Annotated in this window: 9 protein-coding genes and 1 pseudogene; 6 read left to right on the top strand and 4 right to left on the bottom strand. The window is 68.2% G+C overall.

The features are described 5' to 3' along the window. Window positions 1–25: 25 nt before the first annotated feature. The gene (locus tag C458_RS07645; protein WP_008574565.1) at window positions 26–2,377 is read right to left on the bottom strand and encodes a DEAD/DEAH box helicase; all 2,352 of its coding nucleotides are present in this window, start codon (window positions 2,375–2,377) and stop codon (window positions 26–28) included. A 105-nt stretch (window positions 2,378–2,482) separates the two neighbouring features. Here C458_RS07645 and C458_RS07640 point away from each other — a divergent pair, with 105 nt between their 5' ends. The 4 genes from C458_RS07640 to C458_RS07625 all read left to right on the top strand — a co-directional run bounded on the left by C458_RS07640 (window position 2,483) and on the right by C458_RS07625 (window position 5,691). Then, a complete protein-coding gene (locus C458_RS07640; RefSeq protein WP_008574561.1) occupies window positions 2,483–2,914 on the top strand; it encodes a DCC1-like thiol-disulfide oxidoreductase family protein in 432 nt (143 codons plus the stop codon). Window positions 2,915–2,936: 22 nt separating this feature from the next. Beyond that, the gene (locus C458_RS07635) at window positions 2,937–3,458 is read left to right on the top strand and encodes a DUF123 domain-containing protein (RefSeq protein ID WP_008574559.1); all 522 of its coding nucleotides are present in this window, start codon (window positions 2,937–2,939) and stop codon (window positions 3,456–3,458) included. Between the two features lie 222 nt (window positions 3,459–3,680). Beyond that, entirely contained in the window at window positions 3,681–4,484 is an 804-nt protein-coding gene (locus C458_RS07630; protein WP_008574557.1) for a winged helix-turn-helix domain-containing protein, read from the top strand. A gap of 70 nt (window positions 4,485–4,554) precedes the next feature. Then, a complete protein-coding gene (locus C458_RS07625; protein ID WP_008574555.1) occupies window positions 4,555–5,691 on the top strand; it encodes a pyridoxal phosphate-dependent aminotransferase in 1,137 nt (378 codons plus the stop codon). Between the two features lie 57 nt (window positions 5,692–5,748). Here the strand turns inward: C458_RS07625 and C458_RS07620 are convergent, their stop codons facing one another. The 3 genes from C458_RS07620 to C458_RS07610 all read right to left on the bottom strand — a co-directional run bounded on the left by C458_RS07620 (window position 5,749) and on the right by C458_RS07610 (window position 11,693). Beyond that, the gene (locus C458_RS07620; protein WP_008574553.1) at window positions 5,749–6,537 is read right to left on the bottom strand and encodes a CBS domain-containing protein; all 789 of its coding nucleotides are present in this window, start codon (window positions 6,535–6,537) and stop codon (window positions 5,749–5,751) included. A 156-nt stretch (window positions 6,538–6,693) separates the two neighbouring features. Continuing rightward, window positions 6,694–9,774, bottom strand: a complete 3,081-nt coding sequence (locus C458_RS07615) for an FAD-binding and (Fe-S)-binding domain-containing protein (protein WP_008574551.1) — start codon at window positions 9,772–9,774, stop codon at window positions 6,694–6,696. Between the two features lie 206 nt (window positions 9,775–9,980). Next, window positions 9,981–11,693 carry an L-lactate permease gene (locus tag C458_RS07610; protein ID WP_008574550.1) on the bottom strand — a complete coding sequence of 571 codons (1,713 nt, stop codon included), beginning with the start codon at window positions 11,691–11,693 and terminating at the stop codon, window positions 9,981–9,983. A 372-nt stretch (window positions 11,694–12,065) separates the two neighbouring features. Here C458_RS07610 and C458_RS07605 point away from each other — a divergent pair. After that, window positions 12,066–12,710, top strand: a pseudogene (locus C458_RS07605) (helix-turn-helix domain-containing protein); the annotation flags it as partial. A gap of 125 nt (window positions 12,711–12,835) precedes the next feature. Next, complete coding sequence (locus tag C458_RS07600; RefSeq protein ID WP_008574547.1) at window positions 12,836–14,671, top strand: Nramp family divalent metal transporter; 1,836 nt, start codon at window positions 12,836–12,838, stop codon at window positions 14,669–14,671. The last annotated feature ends 17 nt before the right edge of the window (window positions 14,672–14,688 follow it).

Here is a 14,688-nt window from a genome sequence, read left to right as displayed (position 1 = left end):
GGCGATTCACGCCCGACCGTCCGCTTCAGTCCCGCGTCCCCGTCAGCGACTCCAACAGCAGGACTGCCGTGTCCTTCGCCAGCGGGTCGTTCGCGTTGCCGCACTGCGGCGACTGCACGCAGGAGGGACAGCCGTCCTCGCAGTCGCAGTCCGAAATCAACTCGGCCGTCTGGCGCATCAACCCCTCGACGATGTCGTAGCCGGCGCGCGTGATGCCGACCCCGCCGGGGTGGCCGTCGTAGATGAAGATGGTCGACTGGTCGGTGTGGGCGTGATACGGCGTCGAGAGCCCGCCGATATCGCCGCGGTCACAGAGGAGTCGAAGCGGAAACAGCGAAATCATCCCGTGTTCCGCGGCGTGGATGCCGCCGTCGAAGCCGTAGTCGCGGCCCTCCGGGCGGTCGCTCGATAGCTCGCGCATCTCCGCTTCCACGTCGCCGGGGACGGTGAAGTACAGCGCCTTCGTCCGCAGACTCGTCTCCGGGAGGTCGAGCGGTTGCTGGCCGATGGTCGTCCCGCGCTTCGGGTCGCGGCGCTCGAACCCCGTAATCTGCTTGCGCATCGTCACCTCCGCGAACCGGACCTCCACGTCGGACCGCGCCGACAGCGGCTTCGACAGGATGTCCCGCTCGACCGTGATGTGCTTGTCGTGGAGGACGCGGGTGTAGTAGTCCGCCCACGTCGGCTGGAGGCGGGCCACGTCGCGGTCCAAATCCAACTCCGCGACCTCGTACGTCTGGCCCTGATGGTGGTAGACCGCGCCGGGGTGGGCATCCCGGAGCGCGTCGTCGAACGCCAGCGTGGCGATGGTCTCGTCGTTCCGCGAGTCCATCAGCCGGACCTCGCGGTCGGTGATGGTTCGGAGGCTCATCGCGTGCTGCGGGCTCTCGCTCCCGTCGTGGGTCCACCGGAGGCCGTCGTCGGTCTCCCGACGCGCCAGCGTCCCGTCGGCTTCGAGGTCGGAGACGACCCCGGGGAACGACGCGCCGAACTTCGATTCGTCTTCCGTCGAGAGCCAGTTCTCGGCGGCCGCGCAGGCGACGTGCGAGGGGAGCAAGTGGTCGTTTTCCGGGTCGGAGACGGCGCGTTCGGGGTCGCCGTCGAAGAACTCGGTGGGGTGGTGCATCAGGTACTGGTCGAGTTGGTCCTCGCCGCCGACGAGGACGACCAAGGCGGGTCTGTCGCCGCGGCCCGCCCGTCCGGCCTGTTGCCACGCGGACATCCGCGTGCCGGGGTAGCCGTCGATGAGCACCACGTCGAGGCCGCCCACGTCGACGCCGAGTTCGAGCGCGTTGGTGCTCCAGACGCCCGCGATGTCGCCGTCGTGGAGGCCGGCCTCTATCTCCCGTCGCCGGTCGTGGGTCAGCGAGGCCTGATACGCCGCCACCTCGCCCGCGAGTTCGTGTTCGCCGCGGCTTCTGAGGTCGCTCGCGCTCTCGGAGGCGTACCGCTCGGCGGCCTGTCGGGCGCGGGTGAACGCCAGCGTCTGGTGGCCGCGCGCGACGAGGTCGACAAAGAGGTTCTTGGTCTCGACGTGGCCCGAGCGCCGCCGGCCCGACCCGCCGGCGTCGGGGTTGTCGTACTCCGGCGGGTTCCAGAGGAGCCAGTTGGTCTCGCCGGTCCCGCTCGCGTCCTCGTCCACGAGCGCGAAGGAGTCCGCCCGCTCGCCGGTGATGCGCGCGGCGTGTTCGACGGGGTTGCCGATGGTGGCCGAACAGCAGACGAACTGCGGGTCGGCCCCGAACCGCTCGCAGACGCGCTTGAGCCGGCGGAGGAGCAGGGCGACGTGGCTCCCGAACACCCCGCGGTAGCCGTGGACCTCGTCGATGACGACCGTCTCCAGCGAGGAGAAGAACCACTCCCACAGCCGGTGGGCGTGCGGGAGCAGCGCGTAGTGAACCATGTCGGGGTTCGAAAGCAGGACCGTCGGCATCCGCTTTCTCACCCCGCGCTTCTCCGATTTCGACAGCCGACCCGTGTACTGGTCGACCGAGACGCGACTGCCGAAGCCGAGGCCCCGGGCGAGCTCCGACAGCGTGTCGAGTTGGTCGGCGACGAGCGCGTTCTGCGGGCCGAGATAGAGCGTCCGCCCGCCGTGGTCCATCGCCCGCTCGAACGCCGGCACGGTGTACGCGAGGCTCTTGCCGCTCGCGGTCCGCGTCGCCAACACGACGTTGTCCCCGTCGCGGACCGCCTCGACCGCCTCGGCCTGATGCCGGTAGAGTCGGTCGATGCCGCGGTCTTCGAGCGCCGACGCCAACCGCGGTTCGAGGTCCACGCCGGCGAACGCCGGCTCGCGCGCCTCGAACCGGCGGTGGGACCGAATCTGCCCCTCGTAGTACGGTCTGGTCCGAAGCCACTCGATGAGGTCGTCCACACGTCTACTGCGGACGTAGTCGCCCTAACGCTGTCGCAGGCCGTAACTGATAGCACACGGCACGCCCGCCGCGCCGTTTTTGTTCTCCGCGTCCCGACGAAAGGTATGAACGAGTCCGCGGACGCCGTGCTCATCTACGACGGCGAGTGCGCCTACTGTTCCGTCGCCGCGTCGGCGCTGAAGCGCCTCGACGACGTGGAAGCCATCTCGTGGTACGACGACGCGGCGCAGGCGTTTCTCGACGCCCAGTTCGCGGACGTGCCGTTCGCCATGGTCCTCGTCGACCGCCGGGAGGACCGCGTCTACGCCGGCCGCGCCGCCGCCAAAGAGCTCACCGACCGCGCGGGGATGCCTGGACTCCTCGGCAGTCTCGTCCGCGACAACTACGACAGAATCGCCAAGGTCGTCGGCGCAGCCAGCGGCCGCGGCCGCGACCCCGACGACGTCCACAGCGTCTACGACCTCGACCCCGACGCAGCCGACCTGTTTGCGCCCCTCCTCGACAACGCCGAGCCACGACCCGCCGAACTTTCGTAGTCGGGGCGACGTTCGTCACTCGATGAGCGACCCGAGGAACCCGACCGACGAGAATCCGACAGTCCATTCGCTCGACCCCGCGGTCCTCGGCACCGACGACGACCCGCTGGCGCTCGGCTCTCGGTCGCCCGTCGGAACCTACGCGCTCGTTTTCGACGCGCCCGAGGCGACCGTCGAGGTCGGCGCGCTGGGCGCACACCGCTTTTCGGCCGGTGCGTACGTCTACGTCGGGAGCGCGTTCGGAACCGGCGGCTTACGCCGCGTCCGCCGCCACCGGCGCGTCGCGGCCGGCGACCACGACGCCCGCCACTGGCACGTCGACTACCTCGGCGGCCATCCGGCCGTCGACCTCGCGCGCGTCGTCTGCGTCACCGACCGCGACGTGGAGTGTGCGGTCGCGACCGAACTCGCGTCGTCGCTCGGGTCGACCCCAATCGACGGCTTCGGCTCGTCGGACTGTTCGTGCGACGCGCACCTCGCGCGCGGCGACTCGGTCGAGACGGTGACGCCGCTCGTCGAAGCAGCGTTTCGAAGCAAAATGTGAAGGGGAATGTCTTCCCCTTCTGACGCCCGAACCGGACCGGGCACCCCGGTTCGAACGATAAGCCGGTTGTCAGAGGCACCCCGGCATACCTCCATACTCCGGCTACACGCTTTACTTCACCCATCGCATCACTCACTCAGTCCGTGATTTCGAGTATAAAAATAATTCGTTTGTTTATATTCTGATGGCGGCTTCTCCTGTGACTTAAGTAGTGACACGTTCATGCAGTTCGACATGGTTCGGTCCGAGGTCGCCGGGGTGTTCGACGTGCTCGCGTCGCGGGCCGACGTGCTCGAGGCCGTCGTTCGACAGTCTCGAACGACCGCGGAACTCGCGAGCGACCTCCCGGTGTCGCGGTCGACCGTCGACCGCGGCCTCCGCGAGCTAGAGCGCGCGGGCTTCGTCGAGACGCGCGACGCCGTCCACTACTCGACGCTCGCCGGCCGCATGGCGCTCGAAACGTACTCGCAGTTCGTCGAGTGCTTGGACGACATCGACGCCGCCGCCGCGGTGCTCGACGCGCTCGATTCGGACGCGCCGCTCGCGCCGGTGTTCCTCGACGGCTGTGAGGTCGTCCCCGTCGCCGACGGCGGCTCCGGGCCCGCGCTCTCGAAGCTCACGTCCCTCGTCGAGGAGGCGGAGTCGGTCCGCGGGTGCGTCCGGGGAGCGCTCCCCTCGCAGGTCGACGCCTACTATCGGGCCGTCGTCAACGACGGCACGCCGGTCGATATCGTCGCCACCGACGACGTGGTCCAACGCCTCGTCACTGCCTATCGACCGCAGCTCGCCGAGGCGTGGTCGGTTGACTCTTTTTCCCTTCGGTCGACCGCGGCGCTTCCGTACAGCCTCGTCGTTTCGGACCTCCCGGATGGCCCCGTCGCGTTCCTGGTCGCGTACTCCGAGCGAGGTCTCGCGGGGGTCATCTACAACGACTCGCGGCCGGCGGTGTCGTGGGCCAGCCGGCGCATCGAAGACTGGCGGTCGGACGCCTCGCCGCTCCCCCGGCCGCCGGGCGACGAACCCTGACGACCCGCCGCCGGCAGCCGGTGTTCCCGAGACCCCAACGACTTACGGGGGCGGCCGCGAAGGGGTCCCAATGACGACGACGTTTCCCGGAATCCCCTATCTGGAGTGGATTGTCGACCGGGTGGACGAGGCCACCCACGACCTCGCGACGAGCGACCTCGGCTCCTCCCGGCGCGGTGACGACCTCGTCCCGCCGGTTCTCGCCGGTCGCTCAGACCCCGACGACGCGACGCTCAGCGGTCAGCTCGCGTCGCGCTACGGCGTCTCCGAGTCGTCGGTCCTCGTCACCGCGGGCGCGACGAACGCGAACTTCCTCGCCGCCTGCGCGCTTCTCGAACTTGCGTCCGGCGACGACGAAGACGGCGACGGCGGCGACGACTCCAGCGCCTCGCGCCCGCAGGTACTCGTGGAAAAGCCCGGCTACCAGCCGCTCGTGGCCACGTCGGAGGCGCTCGGCGCGCGCGTCGACCGCTTCGTCCGCCCGCCGGAGTACGACTACGAACTCGAACCGCACCGCCTCGACGGGGCGTCGACCGACGACTTCGCCTACGCCATCGTCACTAACCGCCACAATCCGTCGGGGAAACTCACGCCGCGCGCCGAACTCGCAGAGGTCGCGTCGGCCGCGGCCGACGCCGGCGGCTACCTCCTCGTCGACGAGGTGTACGCGCCCTTCGTCGACCCCGCCGCCGACGGTCCCTTCGGCGGCACCACGGCGTCCGGCCTCGACAACACCGTCGTCACCGGGTCGCTGACGAAGTTCTACGGCCTCGGCGGCCTCCGCGTCGGCTGGATTATCGGCCCCGAGGAGGTCGTCGAGCGCGCCCGCTCGGCGTCGATGTACCTGCCCGCGGTCGCCGAGCCGAGCACCAAACTCGCCCGGCGCGCGCTCCACCACGGCGACGAGATAGAGGCCGCCGCCCGCGAACACCTCTCGGCGAATCACGACCTGCTGGCGACGTTCGTCGCTGACCGCGACGAACTCGACGGGCGCATCCACGCCGGCGGGACGTTCGCCTTCCTCGACCACGCCTCGGCCGACGGTGACGCGGTCGTCGACGCCGCGTGGGACCGCGGCGTCCTCGTCGTTCCCGGCCGATTTTTCGACGCGCCGGAGTCGTTCCGCATCTCGCTGGGCGGCGACCCCGAGGCGATGGAAACCGGCCTCGAAGCCTTCGGCGACGCGCTCGACGACCTCGACGAGTAGCCCGCCGCACCCACTGACCACTGACTCACCGGTTTCGCTTCCTCGCTTCGCGTCCGCCTACTGTTCGGTCTTCTCGATGAGCGGGTGTTGGAGGTAGTCGTTGACCTCCACGTCAGCGAGCGACCGGAGGCCCCCGACGCGAGCCATCCGGCGCAGGCCCAACTCGTCGACCTCCTCCGGCGAGACCGTGAGTACGTGCGCGAGCATCCGGTCGATATCGAGTCGCCTCGCGGCCATCGCCCGGTGGTGGCCGTCCACGAGCAGCGTCTCGGGGCCGTGGGAGACGACGATGAGCGGCTCCGCGAGGCCGTTCTGGAGTTCGTACTTCCGCCCCTCGAGCTCGTCGCCGTACACCTCCCGCTGGGTCGGAATCAGCGAGCTGACCTCGACTTCCCGCTCACCGACGCCGATGGACGTGTCGTGGGTCCGTTCGAGCATCTCGCGGGTGCTCTGGACCTTCGAGGGCGTCGTCCGCTCGATTTGGCTCCGCACCGCGTCGCCGTTCGAAAACAGGCCGAGCAACACTCGGTCGTCGTCGACGACGGGCAGGAACTGGTGGCCGGTGCGGAAGATGACGCGCGCGGCGTTCTTCACCGTCATCTCCGGGCGGACGACCACGAGGTCGCGGCTCATCACCGACTCGACCCGCACGTCGCCGTGGACTTCCAAGAGGTCTATCGCGCCGACGAACCCGAGAAGGTGGTCTTCGTCGTCGACGACCGGGAGGCCGCCGTACTGCGGGCCGGCCTTGAGTCGGTCGACCACGTCCGTGACCCACGCGTCGGGGCCGACGGTCTCCACGCCGGTCGTCATGTATGCGTCGACGCGCACGTCGTCGAGTTCCATCGGTGTCATGGCATTCCTCGCATCTCGGTCGTCCCGCGGTTGGCCGCCGAGCGCCCTAAACGTATCTGCGTCGAAAAACGAGGGAAGACTGCGACCCGTGTCGCGTCCGAGTCGGGCCCGCAGTGCCGCGCCGTCGGAGCGTCGCCGTCGCGTCGCTTACGCGTCGATGGCGCGCGCGAGCACCTCGACGGGGTGCGGCGGGTCGTCGGTCGCGCCGTCCATGTCTTCGAGTTGCGTCCGACACGACGCGCCGGGGGCGACGACCACGTCGCCGGGGCTCTCGGCCACTTGGCCTTCGAGGATGTTCCCGATGGCCTTCGACATGGAGTAGTGCTCGGCCTCGTAGCCGAACGACCCGGACATCCCGCAGCACGTCGAGTCCAGCGGGTCCACCTCGAAGCCGGCGCGCCGGAGGACGCCCACCGCGTGGTGGTCCTTCTTCGTGGACTTCTGGTGGCAGTGGCCGTGGTACGTCAGGGAGTCGTCCTGCGGGCGGAACGACAGCGACTCGTCCAGCCGGAACGCGTCGACGTACTCCATGACGCCGTAGGCGCTGGCCGAAACGGCCTCCACGTCGTCGCCGGAGAGCAGGTCGAGGTAGTCCGACTGGAACATCACCGCGTCCGAGGGCTCACAGAGGACGATGTCCCAGCCCTCCTCGACGTAGGGCGCGAGCGCCTCGACGTTCTGCTCGGCGTCGGCGCGGGCCTTGTCGAGAAAGCCCTTCGAGTGCGGCGGCCGGCCGGAGCCGGCGACGCCCTCCGGAATCCGGACGTGGACGCTCGCGGCCTCAAGCGCCTTCACGGCGGCCTTGCCGACCTCGGGGTGGTTGTAGTTCGTGTAGGTGTCGGGGAACAACAGCGCCTTGCGGTCGGCCTCCGCCTCCGGGACGCCGGCCCCGCCGCGGCCCTCGAACCAGTCCACGAAGCTCGTCGAGTGGAATTTCGGGAGCGTGCGCTCCTTGGCGATGCCGACGGTCTTCTCCATGACCGTCCGCGCGCCCGGCACCTTCGTCGCCGCGTTGGCGAGCGGGGCGAACGCCGACCCGAGTTTGGACAGCGAGTCGATGTTGGCGAACAGTTTGTCGCGGAGGCTGGAGCCGTTGCGCTGGTGGTACTCGTGGACGACCTCGGCTTTCATCTTCGCCATGTCGACCTCGCTGGGGCAGTCCTTCGAACAGCCCTTACAGCCGACACAGAGGTCGAGCACCTCGTCGACGAACTCGTCGGTGAACATCTCGTCTTCGGGGAGGCCGCCGCTCATCGCCTGCCGGAGCATGTTGGCGCGCCCGCGAGTCGCCTGAATCTCCTCTTCGGCGGCGCGGAACGTCGGGCACATGACGCCGCCGACCGTGGACTGCTGGCCGCGACAGCCGGCACAGCCGTGACAGAGTTCGACCATGCCCTCGAACCCGTTGTCGTTGTCCCAGTTCAGCGCCGGGTCGAAGCCGGCGTCGAACTCGTAATCGGGGGAAAACCGGAGGTTCTCGGTCATGTCGTAGTCGCCGCAGATGTTCCCCGGGTTCAGAAGCCAATCGGGGTCGAACGCGGTCTTGAGGTCGCGGAAGACGTTCCAGAGGTGGTCGCCGTACAGCTTGCGGTTCCACTGGGTCCGCGCGCGGCCGTCGCCGTGTTCGCCCGAGACGGAGCCGCCGTACTTGACGACCAGGTCCGTCACCTCGTCGGCGATGGCCTCGAACGTCTCGACGCCCTCGGCCGTCTTCGTGTTGACGAGCGGGCGGATGTGCAGGACGCCCGGTCCGGCGTGGGCGTAGTACGACGCGAAGGTGTCGTGTTCGTCGAGGATGTCCTGGAAGTCGGAGACGTACGCCGGGAGGTTCTCGGCGGGGATGGCGGTGTCCTCGATGTACGCGATGTGCTTCTCGTCGGTCGTCCGACCGAGGAGAATCGGGAGCCCCGACTTGCGCATCTTCCAGAACTTCGCGCGCGTGTCGGCGTCGTGGGCCTCCATGAAGTCGGTCGCGCGGCGCTCGTTTTCGGTCACCGAGGCCGAGCCCTCGTCGGGGTCGAACTCCGTGCCGTCGGCGTCGATGACGCGGTCTTCGATGAGGTTCGCCACCTTCTGTTTGCCCGCCTCGTCGGAGTCGGCGTAGAACTCCACGAGGAGCGTCGAGTCCGTGCCCTCGGGGAGCATCCCGACCACGTCCGCGAACTCGGCGGTGTCCCGCGCGAGGTCGAGCAGCACGTCGTCCATCACCTCGACGGCCGCGGGCTCGTGTTCGAGGATGGGCGCAACGTCGTGCATCGCGTCGATGACGTCGTCGTAGGTGAGAAGCGCCACCGACGCGGTGTTCGGAATCTCCTCCAGCGAGACGGTCGCCTTCGTCACGATGCCGAGGGTGCCCTCGCTCCCGGCGATGAGCCGACCGAGGTTGACGCGGCCGGCCTCCCAGTCGTCGTCGATGCCGGCGTCGTCGGGCGTGCGGCGCTCGCCGCGCATCTCGTCGACGAGCATGTCGAGGTTGTAGCCCGAGACGTTGCGCTTCAGGTCGGGGAAGCGCTCGGAAATCTCGTCGGCCTCCTCGTCGAGTATCCGCGCGACTTCGGCGTAGACGCGCGCTTCGAGGTCGCCGTCGGGGTCGCCGGCCTCGCGGAGTTCGTCGACGCTCACCTCCCCGAACGTCGTCACCGTGCCGTCGGCGAGGACGACCTCTAACTCCTCGATGTAGTAGTCGGTCTTGCCGTACTTCAGCGAGTGCGAGCCGGTGGAGTTGTTGCCGATTGCGCCGCCGAGCGCGGAGCGGTCGCCCCACGCCGGGTCGGGCGCGAACTTCAGGCCGTGGGGGGCGAGCTCCTCGTTGAGTTCGCCGAGGCGGACGCCCGCCTCGGCCGTGGCCGTCCGCGCCTCGGGGTCGATTTCCTCGACGCCGCCCATGTGGCGGACGAGGTCGAGGACGACCGCCTCGTTGACGGTCTGGCCGGCGAGGCTCGTGCCGCCGCCGCGGGGAAGGACGGGAATCTCGCGGTCGGCGCAGTACTCCATCACCGCCGCCACGTCGGCCGTGGAGGTCGGCATGACGACGCCGATGGGGACTTGCTCGTAGGCCGACGCGTCGGTCGCGTACAGCGTTCTCGTGTAGGTGTCGAAGCGCACGTCGCCCTCGACGAGGGATTCGAGGTCTTCGACCAGCCCCGGCCGCTCGACGTCGTCGCTGACGTAGTCGTAATCGCCAGCGAGCGCGGGGTCGGTGGCCGGTTCGTGCGTGTTAGATGCCATTGATTAGCTCTGTCGTATGTCGGTTTGCGTGAACGGATAAAGACACCCGGTGACGGGCGTCATTCCGGGTCGCGTGCGGGTGGTTTGCGAGTCGGTTCACGGTTCGAATCGAACCGAGTTGAGTCGGGTCAGTCTGAGTCACTCCGGACCGGGACGACGCAACTCGGGACGAGTCAGGTCGCTCCGAGTCGGGGGTCCCCGACCGGTCAGAACACGCCCGGGAACAGCACGTAGCTGAACAGGAGCGTGAGGACGCCGGTCGCGGTCCCGTAGTACAGAAGCGGGATGAGTTCGAGGCGGATGACGCGGCCCTCCTCGCCGACGAGGCCGACGACCGCGAGCGCGGCGACGACGTTGTGGACGGCGATGAGGTTGCCGATGGCCCCGCCGACCGCCTGCGCGCCCAGCATGACGGTCTTCGGCGTGCCGATTTGGTCGGCGACGCCGTACTGGAAGGTCCCGAACAGGATGTCGGAGACGGTGTTCGACCCCGCGAGGAACGCGCCGAACGCGCCCACGAAGGCGGCGAAGAACGGGTAGACGCCGCCCGCGATGCCGGCCATGCCCTCCGAGAGGACGATGAGCATGCTGTCGGTGCCCGTGGCGTTCCCCGACTGGAGCATGATTTGGACGGTCGCGACTGCGAACAACAGCGCGACGACCGCCGGGGTGACTTTCTCGACGGTCTCCGCCCACGTCGCTTTGACCTGTTTCGCGTCCATGTCGTGGAGGCCGATGGTGACGGCGTGGACCACGAGGAACACCGCGCCGGGCAGGTAGAGCAGTTGGAAGTCGCCGGCCAACTCCGTGCCCCAGATGTCCGCGTACTCGAAGACGAGGTTCGACGTGAGGAAGCTCGTCAGCGGGTCGAACACGCGGGTGACGACGAGGAGCGCCGCGACGAGGACGTACGGCGTCCACGCCTTCCACAGCGACATCTGCTGGACGGCTCCGCCGTCGGCGGCGACCGTGCCGCCGCGCTGGCTCGTCTCGCCGGGTTGGATGTCACCGACCCAGTGGTCGGGCCACTCGCTCTCCGGCGCGAAGTCCCACTCCTCGTCGGGGTGGAAGAAGCCGGCTTTGAGCGCGGAGACGGTGAGCAGCAGGCCGACCATCGCGCCGACGAGGCCGGGGAACACCGGGCCGAGGAAGTAGGCCGTCAGGAAGTACGGCACCGAGAAGGACGCCCACGCGAACAGCGTGAGGGGCAGCACTTCGAGCGCCGGCTTGACGGAGCGCTCCTCGCCGAAGAAGCGCGTCATCATGGCGACGCCGATGAAGGGGAGCACGATACCGACCACGACGTGGTTCATCGCAGCGAAGACGGCGATTTCGGAGACCCACTGTTCGACGCCCATGCCCTGCGCGTCGAGCGCGTTCGTGATGACCGGCACGTCGTCGAAGATGTCTATCATCCCGATGATGAGCGGCGTGCCGACCGCGCCGAAGGTGATGGCCATGAGGTTCCCCGTCAGCGCGACCACGACGGCCGCGAGCGGCGGGAAGCCGAGGCCCACGAGGAGCGGGCCGACGATGGCCGCGGGCGTGCCGAAGCCGGCGGCCGCCTCGATGAACGAGCCCATGAGGAACACGAGCAGGACGACCTGCACGCGGCGGTCCTCGCTGATGGAGGCGAAGCCGTTGTTGATGGCGTCGAACGCGCCCGTCTGCTTGAGCGTGTACAGGAGTAGAATCGCGCCGAAGACGATGTACAGGATGTTCGAGGCGGTGATGAAGCCGTTGATGGTCGAGGCGATAATCCACTGCGGCGTCATGCCCCAGCCGAGGACGCCGGCTCCGATTGCGACGACCCACGCGACGGGCATCGCCCGCGTCGCGGGCCAGTACCGCCCGACCATCAGATAGGCGATGGTGATGAGCGGGAGCAGTGCGATGAGCGCGTTCGTCGCGCTAACCATGCCGCACACCTCCGCAGTTCGTTCCAGCCTGTGCCGTTCCAGATTCGTGCCTGATGCGGTGCATCGTGGAATCCGCTACACAACTTTTGTGATATATATCTATCGTTCGTCGCTATTCGTGACATCTCGGTTGGTGTCGTCTTACCCGAAGTACACAACCCAGTACAGTCGTAGATACTGCGTCAAATACGCGATTAAACCCCGATTTCGGGTTTTACATGGTCTATCCTGTCGATTCGCGTTCGGAGCCGATTTTGGAAAATCGATTCTCGAAATAGCCGCCACATACGTATTTCACGGCTACAACACACGAATGAACTGGTGATTCACTCGTGTACAAAGGCTTATGCAGTCGTGTGAAAAGGAATTCTCATGGGCGATGAGTCTCGCGCGCGCTCTCGAAACGAGCACGGACAGTACGTGGGACGCATCTCGCTGGATGCCGTCTTGGAGGTGTTCGAGGCGCGCGACGACGCCGCTCGCCCCCTGACCGCCACCGACGTGATGGAGGCGCTCGACTGCTCGCGGCGTACCGCGCACAACAAACTGAACGAACTCGAAGCACGCGGCGACCTCGCGACCCGGAAAGTCGGCGCTCGGAGCCGGGTGTTCTGGATTCCGATGCCCGCCCGCGGGGAGCCGACTGCGGGGCGGGCCGCCGACTCGACTGACTCGGCTTCGACCGCCGAAACCGCGGCCACGGACGAGGCCGAGGCCGACGGTTCTGACGACCTCGACCACCCGCCCGCCGTCTCGTCGGCCATCGAGCGCGCCGACCTGCCGGGGAGCGGCCCGATGCTCGACGCTCGCCGCGAGGCGCTGTCGGCGGCGTACCAGTATCTCACCGATCACCCGGAGGCGAAGAAGGCGGATTTCCTGCGGGACGTGTACCACGACTACCCCGCCGGCTTCGAGTCCGCCGAGGGCTGGTGGAACGCGATTCAGCCGGCGCTCAAGCAACTGCCCGGCGTCGACCCGCCGGAAGAGCGCGGCCACATCTGGCACTTCCTCGGCGGGGAGTCCGGTTTTCGAACGCGACAGCCACCCTACGAATTTATACACCATCGGGCCACAATTCCGGCAAACGCATCGATGTCAAGCGATTCGCCGTCCGATAGTGTCGTTCCGGGGGGTCTCGTCTCGTGAGCGACGGTCGCCCCGGTTCCGACGCCGACGGGTCCGCGCGGTCGGACGCGCTCGACGACTCGGACGAGTCTAACACGCACCCTTCGGAGTCCGCGCCTTCGACGGAACCGAGCGTCGCCGGCGGCGACGACGTCTACGCCTCCGAGGTCGAGGGAAAACAGTACCGCGGGACGTGGTATCTCCCGCTTCGCTACGAGGGGTTAGAGGAGTCCGACGACTCGGACGACTACCCCGAATCGGGCGAGGGCGGGTCGTTCCGCCTCGCTGACCTCCCGCGCGTCCCGCGGGTCGGCCACGTCGTCGGCCCCTCGGCCATCATGCTCGGGGCGTCGCTCGGGAGCGGCGAGACGCTCTTTTGGCCGGTGTTGACCGCGCAGTACGGTTGGGCGGTGTTCTGGGCGTTCGTCGTCGGCGTCTTCACGCAGTTCCTCATCAACACGGAGCTTCAGCGCTGGACGCTCGCCACCGGGGAGAGCATCTTCCGCGCGTTCGCACGCGTGGGGTCGTACTGGCCGTGGGCGTTCCTCGTCGGCGGGCTCATCAGCCTCGGCTGGCCCGGGTGGGCCGCCGGCGCGGCGCAGGTCGCCACGACGGCGCTCGGACTCGACGGGACGGTGGCGCTGTTCGGCGCGTCGCTCGCGACGTGGAAACTCGTCGCCGCCGCCCTCATGGGCGTCATCTGGCTGTCGTATCAGGTGTCGTCGGTCATGTACAACGCCGTCGAGGTGTTCCAAATCGGCCTCCTGTTCGTCGCCATCGGCGCGGCCCTGCTGCTCGTCGCCGTCACCGGCTCGTGGGTCGAGTTCGCTGACCTCCCCGCGGCCACGGGGTCGGTCGGAACGCTCCCCGAGGGCCTCGATATCGCGGTCTTCCTCGGCGGCCTCGCCTTCGCCGGCGCGGGCGGCTATCTGAACCTCTCCCAGAGCCTCTGGATGCGGGAGAAGGGCTACGGCATGGGCAACTATCAGGGGCGCGTGAAGAACCCGCTCCGCGGCGACGACCCCGAACCCATCGAGCGCGACGGCTTCGCGTTCCGCCCGACGCTGACGAACCTCCGCCGCTGGCGCGGCTGGTGGCGCGTCGTCCAACTCGAACACCTGCTCACGTTCGCGTTCGGCCTGCTCCTCGTCGCCCCCGCGCTGATGAGCGTCGCCATGCGCTACGCCTCGGGGTCGACCGCCAACGCCATCCAGATGTGGCTCGGCGATGTCGTCCCGCTTTTAGGCCCGGTCGGCTCCTTCCTCGTCTTCGCCGTCCTCTTCGTCGCGCTGTTTACCACCGAGTACGCCATCGTCGAGTCGTTCGTCCGCAACAGCGCCGACGCCCTCTACGAGTCCTACGGCCGGGAGGCCGGCTGGGACCTCCCGAAGCTGTTCTGGCGGCTCCTCACCGCCTTCTGCGTCTGGGGCGTCGTCATCATCCTCCTGTTTAGTTCGCCGTTCGAGGGCCAAGAGCCGTTTTTCTTCCTCGTCGTCGGGGCCGCGATGTCCGGCGTGATGATGTGGCCCTACACCGCGCTCGTCCTCGTGATGAACACGACGCGGCTCCCCGAACACGTCCAACCCGGCTGGGCGCGCGTCGTCGGCATGTGGTGGGCGACGGGCTTCTACGGCTACTTCAGCGTCCTCCTCATCGGGACGTGGCTCAACCGGGTCGGCCTCACGGCGTTTCGGACGGTCCCGACGATCATCGGAAGCGGGACCGGCGGCTACCTCCTCTGGGCGGGCTACTTCGCCGTGCAGGCCTACGCGGTGGCGAAGTCCGCCGCCGGCAAGCGCGAGGCGGCCGGCACGGTCGCTGACGCGGACGAGGCGGTCGGCCGGTTCTCCTGACCTCCATCCTTCATAAT

The organism is Haloferax sp. ATCC BAA-644 (genome assembly GCF_000336975.1).
Lineage (GTDB): Archaea > Halobacteriota > Halobacteria > Halobacteriales > Haloferacaceae > Haloferax > Haloferax volcanii.
Note: the sequence above shows the minus strand (reverse complement) of the source record. Positions and strands in the feature narration are given on the sequence as shown.